Here is a 20881-nt window from a genome sequence, read left to right as displayed (position 1 = left end):
ACCGATATGTGGCGCGCTACAACAATGTAAGGCGCCACAGCTACAACGGTTACCACTCGCCGGTAGCGGCAGAAAAGATGGCGGCGTGAGAACCGAAAACAATGTCCAAAATTACTGGACCAGATCAGGCTCGCTCCCACATTGGAATTGCGGCAAACCTTCAGACTTCGATCAGGGCGCCCAGCTCACGTTCCAGCTCTTGCGGATCCCCCAGGTTGAGTTCGATCAACCGCCGCAGGCGCTCGATGGACTCCAGGCTGATGTGTTTGCAGACGAAGCCGAGTTGGCCATGATCATCGTGGGCCAGTTGCACATCCATCTTGATGGCAACGTCATCGGTGAGATGAATATCGACGAGGAAATGCCACTCTGGGTTACCCAGCCACGGCTCAGGCTTTTCGATCAGCAACCCCTTGAGCGACAGGTCGATCAACTTCACCGGCCAGATGTATTCCCCCTGACTCAGCTCGGTCCTGGCATCGAACGCGATACGTTTGAAGCGTCGGCGATCGGCTGCGTGTTCGCTCATGGCGCAATCCTCGAATAGGTACGCTGACTATAGTCCCGCATTGTCAAGACCTGCCAGCGCAGGCAGGCGTCTAGACCAATATCAGGGTATGGCCTTTGCCGTCAGGAGAGCTAAACTCGGGGTGGCTGTCTTTCTTGTCCACTCTGGCTGGAATCATAAAATGAAAAATAATAATAATAGCCCGCTACGCCACTTACCCTGGCTTCTGCTGGCAATCGTCGGTGCGTGCGCCTTGGGTGTAGTGGCATTGCGCCGAGGTGAGGCGATCAACGCCTTGTGGATTGTGGTCGCTGCCGTGGCCATTTATCTGGTTGCGTATCGCTATTACAGTCTGTTCATCGCTAACAATGTGATGCAACTCGACCCGCGACGGGCCACCCCCGCCGTACTCAATAATGACGGTCTGGACTACGTTCCGACCAACAAACACATTCTTTTCGGCCACCACTTCGCGGCCATCGCTGGCGCTGGTCCTCTGGTCGGTCCGGTACTGGCGGCGCAGATGGGTTACCTGCCGGGTACTCTGTGGATAATCGCGGGCGTGGTGCTGGCCGGTTCTGTTCAGGACTTCATGGTGTTGTTCATGTCGACCCGCCGTAATGGCCGGTCTCTGGGTGACATGGTCCGTGAAGAAATGGGCCGCATCCCCGGCACCATCGCGCTGTTTGGCTGCTTCCTGATCATGGTCATCATCCTCGCGGTGCTGGCGCTGATCGTAGTCAAGGCCCTGGCCGAAAGTCCGTGGGGTATTTTCACGGTGATGGCGACCATCCCGATTGCGATGTTCATGGGCATTTACATGCGCTACATCCGCCCGGGCCGCATCGGTGAAATCTCCGTGGTCGGCGTGCTGTTGTTGCTGGGTTCGATCTGGCTTGGTGGGCAGATTGCTGCTGACCCGGTCTGGGCCAAGGCGTTCAGCTTCACCGGGATTGAGATCACCTGGATGTTGATTGGCTACGGTTTTGTAGCGGCAGTGTTGCCGGTGTGGCTGATTCTGGCGCCGCGTGACTACCTGTCGACCTTCCTGAAAATCGGCACCATCGTTGCTTTGGCGATTGGCATTCTGGTGACCATGCCCGAGCTGAAAATGCCGGCGCTGACCCAGTTCATCGACGGTACAGGGCCGGTGTGGAAGGGCGGTCTGTTTCCGTTCCTGTTCATCACCATCGCTTGTGGTGCGGTCTCGGGTTTCCACGCACTGATCTCCTCCGGCACCACGCCGAAGCTGCTGGATAACGAAACCAACGCCCGTTACATCGGTTACGGCGGCATGCTGATGGAATCGTTCGTCGCCATCATGGCCATCGTTGCCGCCTCGGTGATCGAACCGGGTGTGTACTTCGCGATGAACAGCCCGCCAGCCGTGGTCGGCGGTGATGTGGTGGCGGTGGCGCAAGCGGTCAGCAGCTGGGGGTTTGCCATTACACCGGAAGCCCTGCAAGCGGTGGCCCATGACATCGGCGAAACCACCATCCTGGCCCGTGCCGGTGGTGCGCCGACCCTGGCAGTGGGTATCGCGCAGATCCTGCACAGTGTCCTGCCGGGTGAAAACACCATGGCGTTCTGGTACCACTTCGCGATCCTGTTCGAAGCACTGTTCATCCTGACAGCTGTCGACGCTGGCACCCGTGCCGGACGTTTCATGCTCCAGGACTTGCTCGGTTCCTTCGTGCCGGCGCTGAAACGTACCGAATCCTGGACCGCCAACCTGATCGCCACCGCCGGTTGTGTAGCGATGTGGGGTTGGTTGCTCTACCAGGGAGTGATCGATCCATTGGGCGGCATCAACACCTTGTGGCCGCTGTTCGGCATCTCCAACCAGATGCTCGCCGGTATCGCGCTGATGCTCGGCACCGTTGTGCTGATAAAAATGAAACGCCAACGCTATATCTGGGTGACGTTGGTGCCCGCGGCCTGGCTGCTGATCTGCACCACCACCGCAGGCTTCATCAAGCTGTTCGACGCCAATCCGGCGATCGGCTTCCTGTCGCTGGCCAAGAAATACAGCGATGCGCTGGCCAATGGTCAGATCCTCGCTCCAGCCAAGGACATCACGCAGATGCAACACGTGATCTTCAATGCCTACACCAACGCAACGCTGACGGCGCTGTTCTTGTTCGTGGTCTTCAGTATCCTGTTCTACGCACTCAAGGTCGGCATTGCCTCTTGGGGTAAAAAAGAGCGTACGGATAAAGAATCGCCATTCCAGGCCCTGCCGGACGCGTAATCGAGGATTGCAAACATGTTCAATGACCTGAGTCGCCTCGGTAAATACCTCGGTCAGGCCGCGCGCCTGATGGTCGGCATGCCCGACTACGACACCTACGTCGAGCATATGCAAACCAAACACCCGGACAAACCGGTGATGAGCTACGAGATGTTCTTCCGCGAACGCCAGGAAGCTCGTTACGGTGGCAAGGGTGGGCCGAAGTGCTGTTGATACTCGGCATTTAGGCGACACATCATCTCTGTAGGAGTCCGGCTTGCCGGCGATAGCGATCTTCGGGACGCCATCGCCGGCAAGCCGGGCTCCTACAGTTTTTTGCGCATGGGAGATTTTCGTTTTGTTCACACCAATCCCGGTAACAATCCTCAGCGGCTTCCTCGGCGCTGGCAAGACCACGCTGTTGCGCCACCTGCTTAAAGCCGAGCACGGGCTGAAAATCGCCGTGATCGAAAACGAATTCAGTGATGCCGGTATCGATACCCAACTCTTGGGTGACGAGCCGGTACAAGTCATGACGCTGTCCAACGGCTGTGTCTGCTGCACCATCCACACCGATCTGACCAAAGCGCTTTACCTGTTGCTCGAACGCCTGGACAGCGGCGACATCGCTTTCGACCGTCTGGTGATCGAATGCACCGGCCTGGCCGATCCGGCTCCGGTGGCGCAAACCTTCTTCATCGACGAAGAACTGCGCGAGCGCTACATCCTCGACGGCATCATCACCCTGGTGGACGCGGCGCACGCCGAGACTCACCTGACCCAAACCATCGCCCAGGCGCAAATCGGTTTCGCCGACCGCTTGCTGGTGAGCAAACGCGATCTGGTGGACGAGCCGACGTTCACTGCATTGAGTGAGCGCCTGACCCGCATCAATCGACGCGCACCGATCCGCGTGGTGGATCATGGCAAGATCGATTTGGCCGAATTGCTCGACGTACGCGGTTTTAACCTGAATGCCGACCTCGGCGGCGGCGTGAGTTTGCGCCCGGTGAGCAAAGCACCTTCCATTGACCGCATTTCCAGTCTGGTGCTGCGCACCGACAAGCCGCTGGATATCGACAAACTCAGTGAGTTCATGAACGAACTGCTGGAAGACCATGGCAAGCAGTTGCTGCGTTATAAAGGGGTGTTGAACATCCTGGGTGAGCCGCGACGGATGGTGTTTCAAGGTGTCCTGAAATTGTACGGATTCGACTGGGACACGGATTGGGCAGAGGGCGAGGCGCGGGAAAGTGTGATCGTATTTATTGCCGATGATTTGCCGGAAGAGAAGATTCGTGAGGGGTTTGCGCGGGTGGCGGCGGAGTAAGGCCAGGCATGTTCAGTGGGCCTGATGCCGTCATCGCGAGCAGGCTCGCTCCCACAGGGGGAATGCATTCCAAATGTGGGAGCGAAACCTCCTCGCGATGGCGATTTAACCGGCCACACGATTCTGGCTGAGTGACAGTTCCGAGCTCAGCAACATCTCTTCCAAATGATCCAGATGCTGACTCAGCAAAGAGACCGCCTTCACCTCATCCCTATGCTCCACCGCCACCAAAATCCCCTGATGCACCTGCCAATCGCAATAATTCGCTACCCGTCCATCAAGCTGCGCAATCGCCAGCGACGTCACTGGCACCAGGCTGTCCAGAAAATGCGTCAATGGAGCATTTCCAGCCATTTTTGCCAGCTGTAAATGAAACTCCCCCGATAACCGAATCGCCGAACCACGCTCGGTACATTCGCGCTCGCTATCGATCAAGGCACTCAGGCTTATCAAGTCTTGCAGACGCCGGTGCTGGCAGGCCAACTGCACCAACGTGATCTCGGCCAGCCGCCGTGCATGCAACGTTTGCCGGACCTGCTCGACATCCGGCGCAGCAACACGAGGCCGATGATTCGCCCGAAGTACGACAATCTGTTGATGAGCCAATTGCGCCAGCACCCCCCGAATATCACTGCGTCGAACGCCAAACATCTGCGCCAGACTTTCTTCGGTAAAGCGACTGCCCGCATCAATGCGCTGTTCGAGAATCGCATCGAAAACCCGTGAGTACAGATCTTCCTCCCGCTTTGGGAAGGGCAGGGCAACTAGAGTCTGCGGTGAAGCGAAGCTGTTCATGGCCTGTCTCCGGTTCCAAAGGTTTCAACTGCCGAGGTTGTCGTCCGGGATGTTCAATTCGATGCCCATCCGCTGCCCTTCGCGAAGAATGTGTCGGCGCATTTCGGCGCTGGCCTGGGCGCTGTTCTTGCTGCGGATCGCGCGCACCACGGCTTCGTTTTCTTCAAGACGTTCGGCCAAGTGTTCCGGCGAGTTACGCAACACTTCAGCGCTTTGCTTGAGTGCGTTGCTGGTCTGCTGCACCACGCTCTGGAAAATCGGGTTCGACGTCAGCGTGAACAATTCTTCGTGGAAGGCGATGTAGGCGTTGACCCCGGCCTCGGCGTCGTTGGCTTCCAGCGCTTCGCGCATATCCATCAGGGTCAGGCGCAGTTGCCCGACTTCCTTGCTGCTGATCGACTGCGCCACCAGACCGACGATGAACGGCTCAAGGGTGTAGCGCAGTTGCAGCACGTCTTCCAGGCTCGCGCCCGCCACTGCGCTGTCGTGGCTTTGGCTGTCACTGAGGTGGGCGTCCAGCACCACCACGCCTTTGCCCGGCATGGAACGCACAAGGCCCAGGGTTTCCAGCACGATCACCGCTTCCCGCAGGCTCGGACGGCTGATACCCAGTTGTTCGGCCAGTTCACGCTGTCCCGGCAACATCTCGCCGGAGCGCCACTGACCGCGGGCCAGTGCGGCCCGAAGTTTTTCTACGACTGAATTGACGACCGTTGAAGTGGTAATCACGGGTTGCTCCATGGATAAAGGCAGGGGAGCCCGCCGTCTGGAGGGCTCCCACATGATTCAAAATTCCTGCTGATGCGCCGGCGCGACCGGTTTTCTCGGTTGGAAGGTATAACCCACCTGACCAGAAAGCACCTTGTTCGCGCGCTGGATATCGATGTCCTTCTCCCAGCGGGCGATGGCCACGGTGGCGACGCAGTTGCCGATCAGATTGGTCAGCGCGCGGCCGATCCCCATGAACCAGTCCACCGCGAGCACCAACACCAGGCCGACCACCGGAATCGCCGGGATCGCGGTCAATGTTGCCGCCAGGATCACCAGCGCCGAGCCGGGAATCCCGTGGGCACCTTTGGAGGTGATCAGCGACACCAGCAAAATGGTCAGCAGGTCAGTCATGGCCAGCGGCGTGCCGGTGGCGTTGGCAATGAACACGATGGCCAAGGTCAGGTAGATCGAGAAACCGTCAAGGTTGAACGAGTAACCGGTGGGAATCACCAGCCCGACCGTCGAGCTGCCGATGCCCAGATGCTCAAGCTTGCGCATGATTTGCGGCAACACGGCGTCGGATGAAGCGGTGCCCATGACGATTAGCAGTTCTTCGCGCAGGTACTTGAGCAGCGGCCACATCCGCAGGCCGGACAGACGCATCACCAGCCCCAGAATCAGCGACACAAACGCCACGCAAGTCAGGTAAAACAGGCCGACCAGGCTGCCCAAATGCTGCAGCGAATCCAGGCCATATTTGCTGGTGGTGAAAGCGATGGCGCCAAACACACCAATCGGTGCCAGGCGCACGATCATGCCCATGATGCGAAAGATCACGTGGCTCAGCTCATTGATCAGCCGGGAGATGCCCGAGGCCGCTTCACCCACCAGGTTCAGCGCACTGCCGAACAGCACCGAGAACAGCAGCACCTGCAGAATGTTGTTGTCAGCGAAGGCGCCAATCACCGAAGTCGGGATCAGGTCCATCAGGAATTGCGTGGTGGTGTGCATGTGCTGGCCGCGCTGGGCGATGTCACCCATGTCGGCGGCGGAGAGCTGATCCAGATGAATGTTCGCGCCGCTGCCGATGCCGGTGCTGAAGGCGAACACCAAGCCGATCACCAGGGCGATGGTGGTCAGGATTTCAAAGTAGATCACCGATTTCAGGCCGATGCGGCCGACTTTCTTCAGGTCGCCGGCACCGCTGATGCCGCTGACCACCACGCAGAACACGATCAGGCCGATGAGCATCTTGATCAGTTTGATGAAACCGTCGCCGAGCGGTTTGAGCTGGGCCGAGTATTCAGGAAGGGTCAGCCCGCAGACGATGCCGAGCACCAGTCCGAGAACCACTTGAAGGAAGATTGAACGCGAGCACCATCTGAGCATGGGAGGAATCCTGGTCGGTGTCCTGGCGGCCTTACGCTTAAGCGCATCAGATTCAGGACTTAATTATTGTGGTCTTACCGGTATGTCCAGTGCAGGCGCAGTGTACGCTGGGTTTTTTCAGGATTACAAGAGTGGATACAAAAATTGGCATGACCGGTCTGACCGGTTGCGCCGACCCCTGTAGGATCCGACAAGCCAGCTCCTACAGGGGGAAAGCGATAAATCGCAGACGAAAAAAAACCGGCCATTCACTGGCCGGTTTTTTCATTGCTGCGGTTTAGCGGGCTGATCAGGCGCCGTACACCGGCAGCTTCTTGCAGATAGCCTTGACCTTCTCACGAACGGCGTCGATCACCGCTTCGTTGTTCAGGTCTGCCAGGATGTCGCAGATCCAGCCGGCCAGTTCCATGCACTCTGCTTCCTTGAAGCCGCGAGTGGTCACAGCCGGAGTGCCGAAGCGCAGGCCGGAGGTGACGAACGGGGAGCGAGGGTCGTTAGGCACGGAGTTCTTGTTCACGGTGATGAACGCTTTGCCCAGAGCGGCGTCGGCGTCTTTACCGGAGATTTCCTGCTTGATCAGCGACAGCAGGAACAGGTGGTTCTCGGTACCGCCGGAGACCACGTCGAAACCGCGCTCGATGAACACGCCGGCCATAGCTTTGGCGTTTTTCACCACTTGTTGCTGGTAGGTCTTGAACTCAGGCTGCAGCGCTTCCTTGAAGCAGATCGCTTTGGCGGCGATCACGTGCTCCAGCGGGCCACCCTGGGCGCCCGGGAATACCGCGGAGTTCAGCTTCTTCTCGATGTCGGCGTTGGCGCGAGCCAGGATCAGGCCGCCACGTGGACCGCGCAGGGTCTTGTGCGTGGTGGTAGTCACGACGTCAGCGAATGGCACCGGGTTCGGGTAGACGCCAGCGGCGACCAGACCGGCCACGTGGGCCATGTCGACGAACAGGTAAGCGCCCACTTTGTCGGCGATTTCGCGGAAACGCGGGAAGTCGAGGATCTGCGAGTAGGCAGAGAAACCGGCCACGATCATTTTCGGCTTGTGCTCAACCGCCAGACGCTCGACTTCGTCGTAGTCGATCAGGCCGTTGGCGTCGATGCCGTACTGGATGGCGTTGTACAGCTTGCCGGAGGACGAAACGCTGGCACCGTGGGTCAGGTGACCACCGTGGGCCAGGCTCATGCCCAGGATGGTGTCGCCAGCCGACAGCAGGGCCAGGTAAACGGCGCTGTTGGCTTGGGAACCGGCGTGTGGCTGAACGTTTGCGTAATCGGCGCCGAACAGTTCTTTGGCACGGTCGATGGCCAGTTGCTCGACGACGTCGACGAACTCGCAACCACCGTAGTAGCGCTTGCCCGGGTAGCCTTCGGCGTACTTGTTGGTCAGTACCGAGCCTTGAGCTTCCATCACCGCTGGGCTGGTGTAGTTTTCTGAAGCGATCAGCTCGATGTGTTCTTCCTGGCGCTGAGCTTCTTGCTCCATGGCGGCAAAAAGGTCGGCGTCGTACTTGGCAATAGTCAAATCACGGCTGAACATGGCGGTCCTCAAGGATCGGGGGCAGAAAAGGGGGGCATTCTAACCCAATGGGTTTTAGATGGCATATGAAAGGACATCATGTCGCGGACAAGTGGTGTTCATGCGGGGATCAGCGGTGAACGTGCCGACCCCTTCGCGAGCAGGCTCGCTCCCACAGGGAAATGCATTTCAAAATGTGGGAGCGAGCCTGCTCGCGAAGGGGCCATCTGCCCCACTGAAAGAATCAGTCGAACATGAACAGCGCATCATTGCTGAACTGCGCTTCAAACTGGCCGGGTGGCATCGGCCGGCCGAACAGATAGCCCTGAACCTCATCACAACCATGTTCACGCAGGAAGTCCAGTTGCTCGTGGGTTTCCACGCCCTCGGCGATCACCGCCAGATTCAGGCTGTGAGCCATGGCGATGATCGCCCGGGCAATTTGCGCATCCTGTTCACCGGACGGCAGGCCATCGACAAACGTACGGTCGATTTTCAGCACGTCGATCGGGAATTGCTTGAGGTAGTTGAGCGATGAATAACCAGTGCCGAAGTCGTCGACCGCGATGCTCAGGCCGAGGTTTTTCAACCCGGCGAGAATCTGCATCGCCTCGCTGACTTCGCGCATCAGGATACTTTCGGTCAGCTCCAGCTCCAGGCACGCCGGCGGCAGGCCGGTTTCCTTGAGGATGGTGGCGATTCGCGTGCCCAACTGGCCGTCCGAGAACTGCCGCGCCGAAATGTTCACTGAAACCTTCGGCACACGGACCTTCGTCTGGTGCCAGGTCTTGAGCTGACGGCACGCTTCGCTGATCACCCAGTCACCGACATCCACCACCAGGCCGAGCTCTTCGAGTACCGGTATGAAGTCCCCCGGCGGCACCAGCCCGCGTCGCGGATGACGCCAGCGCAGCAAAGCTTCGGCACCAGTCAATCGTTTGCCATCGCCGCTGAACTGCGGTTGGTAATACAGCACGAATTCGTTCTGTTCGAGGGCATGGCGAAGGTCGCTTTCCAGCTCCAGACGTTCCAGGGCGCTGGCGTTCATGTCCGCCTGATAAAACTGGAAGTTGTTCTTGCCGCGTTCCTTGGCGTGGTACATCGCGGTGTCGGCGTTCTTCATCAACTGGCTGAGTTCGTTGCCGTCTTGCGGGCTCAGGGCGATCCCGATGCTGGCCGTGACGAAGAACTCGCGGCCTTCCAGCACAAAGGGTTTCACCAGGCTGGCGAGAATCTGTTCGGCCACATGAATCGCCCGATTCAGAGCGATTTCGCGGTTGACCCGTGGCTGCAGCAGCAAGGTAAATTCGTCGCCGCCCATGCGTGCCACGGTGTCGTCATCATCGACGCAGCCAAGCAGGCGCGTGGCCATTTCCTTGAGCATGCGGTCGCCGGCGGCGTGACCGAGGGAGTCGTTGATCGGCTTGAAACGGTCCAGGTCGAGGAACATCAACACCACCCAGGACTTCTGCCTTTCCGCCGATTGCAGCGCGGTGTGCAGGCGATCCTGAAACAGCGTGCGGTTGGGCAGATGGGTCAGGGCGTCGTAGTAGGCGAGGCGGTGAATCCGCTGTTCACTGGCTTTACGTTCACTGATGTCGCTGAAGAAGCACACGTAACTGGCCAGATCACCTTCATCGTCGAGCACGGCCGTGATGCCGACCCAGGCCGGGTAGTGTTCGCCGTTGCGTCGTCTGAGCCAGACTTCGCCTTCCCAGGTGCTGTGCTGATGAAGGTGCTTGAGCACGTAGCGCAGATGCGATTCCTGATGCTCGTCGACGGTCAGCATGTTCGGCAACTGGTCGAGCACTTGCTCCACGGCATACCCGCTGACGCGACTGAAGGCTTCGTTGGCCTGAACGATGTAACCGGCCGGGTCGGTGATCAGAATGGCCGAGGTCGAGTGTTCAAACACCGTGGCTGCCATGCGCAGGTCTTTCTCGGCCCGACGCTGCTGGCTGATGTCGCGACCGACACCGAGCACGCCTTCGAATGCGCCGTGTTCGTCCCAGACCAGCACCACCCGCAGCTCGATGGGAATCTTGCGCCCGTCGGCCCGCAGACAATCGAACAGAAACAATTGGGTCTGCACCTGGCTGCGCAACAGCGCCAGTTGCTCGGGTTTATCCAGCGCTTTGCCAACCCGATCCATCAGACTGAAGATGCCGGTCAGTTGCTGCGGGTTGGCAATGATCGATTGCCAGCCGTTCTGGAAGATCCACTCCGCGTCGTAACCGAGCACTGCCTGCACCGAAGGGCTGACGTAGTTGAGCGACAGCTTGCTGTTCGTAGAGAAAATCACGTCGCTGATGCTTTCGGCGAGCATCCGGTAACGCTGCTCGCTATCGCGCAACGACTCACTGGCTTCGATCTGATCGGTGATGTCCTTGGCCACACCAATAATGCGCGTGACCTGATTGTGCTTGTCCCGTGCCAAGGCTTGTTCGCGAATCTCGAACCGCCGCCATTGGCCATCACGGTGGCGGAAGCGCAGTTGGCACTGCATCAATTGGCTGTAACCACCCTGGCGCTGGATCTGGCGTGAGCGGTGGTAAAAATCGGCGTCTTCGGGGTGCAGCAGGATCTCCCAGAAATACTCACCCATTTGATGCAGTTCAGTGCGGTCGTAACCCAGGGTGTGCCCCAGGTGGTGGTTGCTGAAAATCATCCGCTGGCTGATCACGTCCTGCACATACAGGTGATCCGGCACGGTGCGCACCACATCGGACCAGAAGCTTTCACGTTCCAGCAGCGACAGCTCGATCAGTTTGCGGCTGGTGATGTCGGTGATGCTAAGGATCACGGCTTTATAGTCGTCCTGATCGACCGGCAGGTGCAGGACCAGCCACAAATGCTGATCGCGGTCATGGGCGTCCTGCAGTTTGATTTCCAGCTCAAGCTGCTTCTGCTGGTTGAACACCGCTTCGAGCACTTGATTGCCGATGGCGGTGCCGTCCAGCGGGTTGCCGTCGATCAGCAGGTTCCAGGCTTGATCGCAAGATTTGACGTTGAGCAGTTGCAGGGCAACCTGGTTGACCTCGGTGATGTGCAATTGCTGAAGCAGTTGCCGACGTTGTTCCGGGGAATCAAGCCAGGTTTGCAATTGTTCGCGGCTGTGCAGCTGAGCCTTGTCGAAAAAGTTCTTGAGCCCGGCCACGTCGAGTACGCAGAGGGCAACGCCGGTGCCTTCGAAAATGTCCTGATAACGTCGACGGCCCTCATTCAGTTGGCGTTGACGCCGGCGCATGTTCAGCAGCGCAATGAATGGCAGTAGAGAAAGCGCCAGGCCCAGCAGGCATTTGCCAATGAACGCCGGCAGCAGGTCTTCGAGCACGCGATGCCGATCAAACAACCCACGCAGTTGCCAGTCGCTGTTGCTCAAGGGAACGGTCAGCACACTGCTGGCCAGTTCATCCGGCGTCAGCACGGTTGGCTTGCTTGAGGGCAATGCATCATTGCGGCTGATGATCTGGCGATTGACCCGGTTTTCCACCAGCCACAGCGGGCGGATACCGGCTTCGTCTTGTTTGATCAGGCCTGAGAAAAAGGTCGGCGTCAGGCGCAGGGCCCAATAGCCTCGGGTGCTACCGCTGGCTTGATGCAACAGTAGATGCACCACCGAACCGTCATCGGCGTTGCTGAAGTAGTGCGCCTGGGCATGACTGCGCCGGACCAGTTCTCTCAGGTAATCGGCGTCCTGGTTGTCATCGGCGCTGTCGCTGAGGATTTTTCCGGAAGGGCTGAGCAACACCAGGCTGCGCAGCTCGGGCAATGACCGTTGCAGCTTGCGCAGCAGCGCCTGCTGTTCGTCGGCGCTTTGCGGTTGTTCGACGATCGGTAGCAGGTTGAGGGCGATCTGAGCGTTGAGCGCCATGTTCAGGCTGACTTGCGCGGCCAGATCGGCGGTGTAATCGATGGTGTATTGGCGTTGGCTTTTCTGGGTTTCGCGAAGCTGATCCAGCAACTGCCAGAACAGCAGGGCGAGCAGCAACAGGACGAGGGTGGCCAGTGTGCCCTTCAAGGTTCCGCGCAGGGGTGAGCCGGTCGCAGGACTGGGGGCGCTCACGGAAACGGGCGGAGTGGCATTAGACAAACTGAAATCCTGCGGTTTGGCTGGGCTGGCGCGACGTGCACTATAAGTCGCGCGCCCGAAGGGCGGCTAGCATGCCTTGAGTTGTGGCGAAGTGCCAGTCCCGCTCGGCTGGACTGCCTTCCGTCAATCAGGTAGCTTTGCCGGTTACGCGGGAGCGTTCCAGCTCTTAGGGGGCATTCTCAATTAGTTTCCGCGCCGCGCCGGGTCTGCTGTTGTGCAGGGCAAGGCGCGAGAAGCGTGGTTTGGTCATTCCAAATAAGCTTCGAGCAACGCAGCCCTGCACAACAGCAGGCCTTGGAAAGGGAGCAACCATTCCCAGCGGCCTGCGCCTTGCCTGGCCCGCTTTAAGGCGACAACACGGCGCGGAAACTAATTGAGAACGCCCCCTAAACTCAGACTTTTTCAGCGCGCACGCATTGATCCCCATCAATCGGACGACGCGCACGGTCTGGTCGGGCTTCGCCTGCGCTCCAATCATTCATCTGTCACTGACCCAAGGTTCTCCATGGCTCAATACGTCTTCACCATGCATCGGCTGGGCAAAGTTGTTCCGCCGAAGCGGGAAATCCTGAAAAACATTTCTCTGTCGTTCTTCCCTGGCGCCAAGATCGGTGTACTCGGCCTCAACGGTTCGGGTAAGTCCACGCTGCTGAAAATCATGGCCGGCGTCGACACCGAGTTCGAGGGCGAGGCCCGCCCGATGCCAGAGCTGAACATCGGCTACCTGCCACAGGAACCGATCCTGGATCCGACCAAGACCGTGCGTGAAGTGGTCGAGGAAGCGGTCAGCGTGATCAAGAACGCCCAGGCACGCCTGGACGAGGTTTACGCGGCTTACGCTGAAGAAGATGCCGACTTCGACAAACTGGCGGCAGAACAGGCCAAGCTCGAAGCCATCCTGCAAGCCAGCGACGGTCACAACCTTGACCGCCAACTGGAAGTCGCCGCCGATGCGCTGCGTCTGCCGGCGTGGGACGCCAAGGTCGAATTTCTCTCTGGTGGTGAAAAGCGTCGTGTGGCCCTGTGCCGCCTGCTGCTGTCCGCCCCTGACATGTTGCTGCTCGACGAACCGACCAACCACCTGGACGCCGATTCCGTCGCCTGGCTGGAGCACTTCCTGCACGATTTCCCGGGCACCGTGGTTGCGATCACGCACGACCGTTACTTCCTGGACAACGTTGCCGGCTGGATTCTGGAACTCGACCGCGGCGCCGGTATTCCGTACGAGGGCAACTATTCGGGTTGGCTCGAAGCCAAGTCCGATCGTCTGGCGGCCGAATCCAAGCAGCAGTCGGCTCACGAAAAGGCCATGAAGGAAGAACTGGAGTGGGTGCGCAAAGGCGCCAAGGCCCGCCAGTCGAAATCCAAGGCTCGTCTGCAACGCTTCGAAGAAATGCAATCGCAGGAATTCCAGAAGCGCAGCGAAACCAACGAGATCTACATCCCGGCCGGTCCGCGCCTGGGCGACAAGGTCATCGAATTCAAGAACGTCACCAAGGGCTACGGCGATCGCGTGTTGATCGACAACCTGTCGTTCTCCATGCCTAAAGGCGCCATCGTTGGCGTGATCGGCGGTAACGGTGCCGGTAAATCGACCCTGTTCCGCATGTTGATGGGCAAGGAAACGCCGGACTCGGGCAGCATCGAAGTCGGCGAAACCGTGCAGTTGGCGTGTGTCGATCAGAGCCGCGAAGACCTGGATGGCAGCAAGACTGTATTCCAGCAAATCTCCGAAGGTTCGGATCAGATCCGCATTGGCAACTACGAGATCCCGTCGCGTACCTACGTCGGTCGCTTCAACTTCAAGGGCGGCGATCAGCAGAAGTTCGTCAAAGACCTGTCCGGTGGTGAGCGCGGTCGCTTGCACCTGGCCCTGACCCTGAAAGAGGGCGGCAACGTCCTGCTGCTCGACGAACCGTCCAACGACCTTGACGTTGAAACCCTGCGTTCTCTGGAAGAAGCCCTGCTGGACTTCCCGGGCGCCGCCATTGTGATCTCTCACGATCGGTGGTTCCTTGACCGCGTCGCGACGCACATCCTGGCGTACGAAGACGACTCGCAAGCGGTGTTCTTCGAAGGTAACTACAGCGAATACGAAGCCGATCGCCGCAAGCGTCTCGGCGAAGCGGCTACTCAGCCGCATCGTGTACGGCACAAAAAACTGGCCTGATCGGGGCTGGTTGCATGAAAAGCGGAGCCTTCGGGCTCCGTTTTTTTATGGGCGCTCAGTGATACCGTGGTGCGGCCATCGCTAGCAGGCTAGCTCCCACAGTGGATTTGTGTCGATCACATAACCCCTGTGGGAGCTAGCCTGCTAGCGATGGCGGCCAAAAGGTCACCCAATCTCTATATGCAAAACCTCAATCACCAAATCCCCCACCGGCCGCTTCCACACCACCTCATCCCCCACCTGCGCGCCCAGCAACGCCCGCCCCAACGGCGAGCCCCAATTGATCAACCCGCTGGCGGCATCCGCCTGATCCTCGCCCACCAACTGCACACGCTGCTCGCTGCCCTGTTCATCGGCAAAGGTCACCCAGGCGCCAATCTGTACCTTGTTGATCGAGGAGGCCGGCACGACCAACTGAGCGCTTTGCAGGCGCTGATTGAAATACCGCCAGTCACGCTCAAGATCAGCCTGGCGCTGTTTGTCGGCCAGTTCACCTTTCGCGCTCTGTTCATTGATCAGGTTTTGCACCTCGGCGACTTTCGCCTGCAATTGGGCCAGGCCCGTGGGCGTGACGTAATTGGGCTGCGCGCTGACCTGCCGTTCGACCGGCTGATCGGCTTGCGCGGCGGCGTTATCTTCGTTGACGAATGCCCGGCTCATGATTTTCTCCCGTTATAGGGTTTGGGCCATTTTGGCAGGTATGTAGGAGCACAGCTTGCTGGCGATGGCATCACCCGGTCTATCTGAATAACCGCATTGATGCCATCGCCAGCAAGCTGGGCTCCTACAGGTTACGCGGGGTGGTTAGTAGTGATACCACTTCACCTCAAGCATCACTTCGTTCTCGGGGGTGGCGAGGTGGCTGAATTCGCGCTGGGCGCTCAGGCGCAGCCCCAGGTTGCGTGATAGCTCCCACTGCTGATTCAGGCTGATGCTACGGCGCACTTCACCATTGCTGAAGAAATCGCCTTTGGTCTCCAGACTGAAATTGCCCAGCGGGTTTTTCCACAGCACGCCGGTGTTGAAACCCGCCGCCGGGGCGATGAAACCGGCGAATTCGTTATTGTGTTCAATGCGCGCGGTACCCAAGGCAAAACCGAGCATGTCGTCGCCCAGTTGCCAGGTACCGCCGCCTCCGCCATTGATGTGACTGACCAGGGTTTCGTCGTCATGTTTGCCCGGCACGCGTTCCAGGCCGCCAGTCACCTGCCATGACAACGGTTGCAGCAGCTCGCTGCGGGGGGTGAAGGAGCGAATCGTCGCCAGATCCAGCTGTTGAAACTGCCAGTGATTGTCTTCGTACTGGCGCAGTTTCATTTGCAGGATTTCAATTTGTGCGCCGAGCGGGAAGCTCTCGGCGTTGTCGTTGAGATCGTGATAGGCCATGCGCAGACCGTATTCGCCGAACGCCTTGTCACCCCGGGTGCCGACGCCGGCCTGCCAGGTGCGGGATTCATGACCGTCCTCGGGCAGGCCGGGTTGCGGGATGTCCAGTTCCGGTGCCGGGTTCTGGTTGATCGCCCGCAGCAATTCAAAACTGCGCTGAGCCTGCGCGGGGTCGCGTTCCTGGCCGTTGGCACGGTAGCGCTCCAGACGATAGGCCGCGTCGATGATCAGCGCCTGGCGATCCTTGGGTTGCGCCTTGAAAGCGGGTTCTTGCAACTGTTTCTGGTCAGCGCTGACTTTCAACACCCATTGCAGTTCATCAGGATTCAGCGGTTCGGCACGACTTAACAACTCACGCTCGCGGGACGGGCGATATTGAATCGATTCCACCAAACCGGCGGCTTTCACGGCTTTGACGGTGTCGGTAGGAATCGCTGTCAGCGGGAATTGCTCAGTCAGCCGCAGACTGGGCCGCGCCACTTGCAGCAATTCAAGCAAGCGATAGGAGCAGTTTTCGTCGAAGAAGAAATAGTCGAACCGGACCTGCTTCAGCTCCCAGACGTGCTCGACCATGCGTTCGGTTTCTGGCGGGGTCAGGTTCAGCCGGTACTCCCACAAGTCACGGTTCTCGAGGCTGCGGTATTCCGAGAGTTTTTCCTGATAGGGCACGAGCGAAAAAAGCCCCGGATAGCCACCCATCAAGCCTTTCCAGGCGAAGAGGATGCTGTTGTCCGAACCTTCGATGAAGGCGCCGAAGTTGATTGCGTAACTGAGCAGGGCCGTGTGGTCGCTTTGCACATCCGCTTGGTCAATGCGCAGCAACGTGTGGCCGAACATCGATGATGGACTGTTCAAGTAAGCCGCCGGGAAAATCATCACCGCACTGTGCGGCGAGACGTCCTTGAACCATTGCTTGAACTCAGTGCAGGCAAGCGTCGGCAGACCGGTCAGGTTGAGCTGCGCCTTCAGCCAGCGGGTACGGGCCGGATAGACACATTGGGCGTGTTGTTCGCCAGCACTGGCCGAGGCGTACAACGCTTGCACGGTGGCGGCCAGTTCACGGTCGGGGTGTTCGTTGCCGTCGGGCGCCAGGAAGAACGCCTTGTCGCTGATATAACTGCGCCAGCCGCCGAGCTTGGCGGTTTCGTAGTGTCCCAGAGAAATCCAGAAGGGGTCATTGGCCAATTGCTGCAAACGTTGAGGGTCGATGTGCGGCGCAGCAGACAGCGGGGCGCAGACACAGAGCGCCAGCCAGGCAAGGCGTTTGAGCATAGTGGGCAACTTAAGTCGAAAAAACAAAGACCCAAAGAGGGGCGGGCCAAAAAAATAAATCCGCTCCCCGAAAGGAGCGGGCGGGTCGAGCTTAAGCTTGAGTGGCGTACTTGGCGAGACGCGGATCGTTCTTCAGAACGGCCAGGGTGTTGGTATGCACGTCTTCAGCGGTCACATCCGCCTTGCTGAAAATTTGCTGGAAATGCTCGTGAGTCACGGCGGCGAAATGCGCACGGTCTTCCGGTGCCACGCCCAGGACCACGGCGTAAGTGGTCAGCGCTTCGCCCTGACCTTTAGCCATGTCTTCGGACAGCTCGTTCATCATGCCATTCATGGCAAACCAGGATTTTCCGCCGTAGGTCAGCGACGAATTCGTTGCGCAGCCGTTGGTGCCGGAGGTCATACCGAAGGTTGCGTTGCCGGATGTGCCGTTGGTGATGGAGGCCATGATGTGAGCCGGGGTGCCACGCTGACCTGTGAACAGCATGTTGCCCCAGCCGCAATCCGGGCCACCTGGGGCTTGCGCCATGGCATTGAGGGATACAACGGTGAAGAGAGTACCGAGAAGAATCCGTTTCATAGCAAAGTTCTCTTTGTGTGCATACCGATGGACAAGGGAGACTGGTGCCACTCTGGCGTCAGTTAGGCCGGTTATTGGTCCAGCCGCGCAGTTTGGAGTTTAGGCGCGATCCTGGGGTTCCGTGATTTTTTGCAAAACGCCCTCTGAAATCATTGATTTAGCCCCGGCCCGCCAGGGGATGGCAGTTTGTCTATGCTTTGGCTGGAGGTGCGCCTTGCAAGTGAGGTATGGGCAGCGCCAGAATGCCGCTATCTGCCCCGCCTGATGTAAGGAAGCCCGATGCCTGACCCTGTTGCTGCCAGCTTGCGTCTAGCGCCCGAAGCGCTGACCCGTCCGTTTTCCGCTGAACAGTTCAGCTTCTCTACCACCAATGATCTGGAGCCCTTCCGCGGTGTGCTTGGCCAGGAACGTGCGGTCGAAGCCTTGCAGTTCGGTGTGGCCATGCCACGCCCCGGTTACAACGTCTTTGTCATGGGTGAGCCAGGCACCGGCCGGTTCTCGTTCGTCAAACGTTACCTGAAAGCCGAAGGCAAGCGCCTGCAGACCCCGGCGGACTGGGTCTATGTCAACAATTTCGATGAACCGCGCGAGCCACGCGCCCTGGAATTGCCGTCTGGCACCGCGGGCGCTTTCATCGGCGATATCAATGGCTTGATCGACAACCTGCTGGCGACCTTTCCGGCGGTGTTTGAACACCCGTCCTACCAGCAGAAGAAAAGCGCCATCGACCGTGCCTTCAACCAACGCTACGACAAGGCGCTGGACGTCATCGAGCGGCTGGCCCTGGAAAAAGAAGTCGCCCTGTACCGCGACGCGAGCAACATCGCCTTTACCCCGATGAGCGAAGGCAAAGCGCTGGATGAAGCGGAATTCGCCCAGTTGCCGGAAGCCGATCGCGAACGTTTTCACGAGGACATTTCCGGCCTGGAAGAGCGTCTGAACGAAGAACTCGCCAGCCTGCCGCAATGGAAGCGTGAGTCGAGCAATCAACTGCGCCACCTCAACGAAGAAACCATCACGCTGGCGTTGCAGCCGTTGCTGTCGCCTTTGTCGGAGAAGTACGCCGAGAACGCAGCCGTGTGCGGTTACCTGCAGGCGATGCAGGTTTACCTGCTGAAAACGGTGGTCGAGCAACTGGTGGACGACAGCAAGACCGACGCCATTGCCCGCAAGCTGCTGGAAGAGCAATACGCACCGAGCCTGGTGGTCGGGCATTCGGCCAGCGGCGGTGCGCCGGTGGTGTTCGAACCGCACCCGACTTACGAAAACCTGTTTGGCCGCATTGAATACAGCACCGATCAGGGCGCGCTGTACACGACCTATCGGCAATTGCGGCCGGGTGCCTTGCACCGGGCCAACGGCGGTTTTCTGATCCTTGAAGCGGAAAAAATGCTCAGCGAGCCGTTCGTCTGGGATGCGCTCAAGCGCGCCCTGCAATCGCGCAAGCTGAAAATGGAATCACCATTAGGTGAACTGGGCCGTCTGGCTACCGTGACCCTGACGCCGCAACACATCCCGTTGCAGGTAAAAGTCGTCATCATCGGTGCCCGTCAGCTGTATTACACGCTGCAAGACCTCGATCCGGACTTCCAGGAGATGTTCCGCGTCCTGGTGGACTTTGACGAAGACATCCCGATGGTCGACGAGAGCCTGGAGCAGTTCGCCCAGTTGCTCAAAACCCGCACCTCCGAAGAAGGCATGGCCCCGTTGACGGCGGATGCCGTGGCGCGTCTGGCCACCTACAGCGCGCGCCTGGCCGAACACCAGGAGCGTTTGTCGGCGCGGATCGGTGATCTGTTCCAGCTGGTCAGCGAAGCGGATTTCATTCGCCACCTGGCCGGTGATGAAATGACCGACGCGGGGCACATCGAGCGTGCGCTCAAGGCCAAGGCGACCCGCACCGGACGCGTCTCGGCGCGGATTCTCGACGACATGCTGGCCGGGATTATCCTGATCGATACCGATGGCGCGGCCGTCGGCAAGTGCAACGGGCTGACGGTGCTGGAAGTCGGCGACTCGGCCTTCGGTGTGCCTGCTCGAATTTCCGCCACGGTGTATCCGGGCGGCAGTGGCATTGTCGACATCGAGCGTGAGGTCAACCTCGGGCAGCCGATTCACTCAAAAGGCGTGATGATCCTCACGGGGTACTTGGGCAGTCGTTACGCCCAGGAATTCCCGCTGGCCATTTCCGCGAGCATCGCCCTGGAGCAGTCCTACGGTTATGTCGATGGCGACAGTGCGTCGCTGGGCGAGGCCTGTACGCTGATTTCGGCCTTGTCGAAAACACCGCTCAAGCAGTGCTTTGCGATCACAGGGTCCATCAACCAGTTCGGCGAAGTGCAGGCGGTAGGCGGGGTCAACGAGAAGATCGAAGGCTTCTTCCGGCTCTGCGAAGCACGCGGGCTGACCGGTCAGCAAGGGGCGATCATTCCGCATGCGAACGTTGCCACGTTGATGCTCGACGAGAAGGTCTTGGCGGCGGTGCGCGCGGGGCAGTTCCATGTTTACGCGGTGCGTCAGGCGGACGAGGCCTTGAGCCTGTTGGTCGGCGAGCCTGCCGGTGCGCCGGATGAGAATGGCGAGTTTCCGGAAGGCAGCGTCAATGCGCGGGTGGTGGAACGATTGCGCGTGATCGCGGAAATGATCAGCGAAGAAGATCTCAAGGAAGCCGAGAAAGAGATGGCGCAAGAGGCGTTGGCAGAAACAAAACCGGCCTGACGCAAACAATTAAGCGGATCACACGGATCCACTGTAATTGGATGGACTCGCCCACGCCGAGGCGTCAATGCGCCACGGTGGCAGTCTAAGAAGCCAACGGCAGCGAGGGCGAGTCCATGAAAAAGAATACGACGCTTAAACAGTCCCTGTCTTCAACCGATGTGTCGGCCTGTACGA

14 protein-coding genes are annotated in these 20881 nt (G+C 59.2%); 5 read left to right on the top strand and 9 right to left on the bottom strand.

What is annotated here, in order from left to right; translation table 11 throughout:
• Window positions 1–160: 160 nt before the first annotated feature.
• On the bottom strand, window positions 161–529 hold the full coding sequence (locus tag KGB06_RS24910; protein ID WP_223520488.1) for a PilZ domain-containing protein: 369 nt from the start codon (window positions 527–529) through the stop codon (window positions 161–163).
• A gap of 160 nt (window positions 530–689) precedes the next feature.
• On the opposite strand from KGB06_RS24910, the gene KGB06_RS24905 reads away from it, so the two are divergent.
• The 3 genes from KGB06_RS24905 to yjiA all read left to right on the top strand — a co-directional run bounded on the left by KGB06_RS24905 (window position 690) and on the right by yjiA (window position 4068).
• A complete protein-coding gene (locus KGB06_RS24905; RefSeq protein ID WP_223520486.1) occupies window positions 690–2759 on the top strand; it encodes a carbon starvation CstA family protein in 2070 nt (689 codons plus the stop codon).
• 15 nt (window positions 2760–2774) lie between these two features.
• On the top strand, window positions 2775–2972 hold the full coding sequence (locus KGB06_RS24900; protein ID WP_003228401.1) for a YbdD/YjiX family protein: 198 nt from the start codon (window positions 2775–2777) through the stop codon (window positions 2970–2972).
• 124 nt (window positions 2973–3096) lie between these two features.
• Window positions 3097–4068, top strand: coding sequence for a GTPase (gene yjiA / locus KGB06_RS24895; protein ID WP_223520484.1), 972 nt, complete (start codon window positions 3097–3099; stop codon window positions 4066–4068).
• Window positions 4069–4173: 105 nt separating this feature from the next.
• On the opposite strand, the gene KGB06_RS24890 is transcribed toward yjiA, so the two are convergent.
• The 5 genes from KGB06_RS24890 to KGB06_RS24870 form a co-directional block, all read right to left on the bottom strand.
• A complete protein-coding gene (locus KGB06_RS24890; RefSeq protein ID WP_223520482.1) occupies window positions 4174–4863 on the bottom strand; it encodes a GntR family transcriptional regulator in 690 nt (229 codons plus the stop codon).
• A 24-nt stretch (window positions 4864–4887) separates the two neighbouring features.
• Entirely contained in the window at window positions 4888–5592 is a 705-nt protein-coding gene (locus KGB06_RS24885) for a FadR/GntR family transcriptional regulator (RefSeq protein WP_223520476.1), read from the bottom strand.
• 57 nt (window positions 5593–5649) lie between these two features.
• Window positions 5650–6963, bottom strand: coding sequence for a C4-dicarboxylate transporter DctA (locus KGB06_RS24880; protein ID WP_222588533.1), 1314 nt, complete (start codon window positions 6961–6963; stop codon window positions 5650–5652).
• 289 nt (window positions 6964–7252) lie between these two features.
• On the bottom strand, window positions 7253–8506 hold the full coding sequence (gene glyA, locus KGB06_RS24875; RefSeq protein ID WP_223520474.1) for a serine hydroxymethyltransferase: 1254 nt from the start codon (window positions 8504–8506) through the stop codon (window positions 7253–7255).
• Between the two features lie 223 nt (window positions 8507–8729).
• Window positions 8730–12578: a bifunctional diguanylate cyclase/phosphodiesterase gene (locus KGB06_RS24870; RefSeq protein WP_223520472.1), complete on the bottom strand. Its 3849-nt coding sequence runs from the start codon at window positions 12576–12578 to the stop codon at window positions 8730–8732.
• A 505-nt stretch (window positions 12579–13083) separates the two neighbouring features.
• Here KGB06_RS24870 and ettA point away from each other — a divergent pair.
• Entirely contained in the window at window positions 13084–14748 is a 1665-nt protein-coding gene (ettA, locus tag KGB06_RS24865; RefSeq protein ID WP_223520471.1) for an energy-dependent translational throttle protein EttA, read from the top strand.
• A 165-nt stretch (window positions 14749–14913) separates the two neighbouring features.
• On the opposite strand, the gene KGB06_RS24860 is transcribed toward ettA, so the two are convergent.
• The 3 genes from KGB06_RS24860 to KGB06_RS24850 form a co-directional block, all read right to left on the bottom strand.
• On the bottom strand, window positions 14914–15408 hold the full coding sequence (locus tag KGB06_RS24860) for a GreA/GreB family elongation factor (protein ID WP_223520469.1): 495 nt from the start codon (window positions 15406–15408) through the stop codon (window positions 14914–14916).
• 144 nt (window positions 15409–15552) lie between these two features.
• The gene (locus tag KGB06_RS24855) at window positions 15553–17406 is read right to left on the bottom strand and encodes a DUF4105 domain-containing protein (protein ID WP_223520467.1); all 1854 of its coding nucleotides are present in this window, start codon (window positions 17404–17406) and stop codon (window positions 15553–15555) included.
• Window positions 17407–17497: 91 nt separating this feature from the next.
• Window positions 17498–17986: a DUF3015 domain-containing protein gene (locus KGB06_RS24850; RefSeq protein ID WP_223520465.1), complete on the bottom strand. Its 489-nt coding sequence runs from the start codon at window positions 17984–17986 to the stop codon at window positions 17498–17500.
• 279 nt (window positions 17987–18265) lie between these two features.
• Here KGB06_RS24850 and KGB06_RS24845 point away from each other — a divergent pair, with 279 nt between their 5' ends.
• Window positions 18266–20704 carry a Lon protease family protein gene (locus tag KGB06_RS24845; RefSeq protein WP_223520463.1) on the top strand — a complete coding sequence of 813 codons (2439 nt, stop codon included), beginning with the start codon at window positions 18266–18268 and terminating at the stop codon, window positions 20702–20704.
• Window positions 20705–20881: the final 177 nt, after the last annotated feature.

This window comes from Pseudomonas sp. GL-B-19 (assembly GCF_019956415.1).
Taxonomy (GTDB): Bacteria; Pseudomonadota; Gammaproteobacteria; order Pseudomonadales; family Pseudomonadaceae; genus Aquipseudomonas.
The sequence above is the reverse complement of the archived record's forward strand: the minus strand, read 5'-3'. Positions and strand labels throughout refer to the sequence as shown.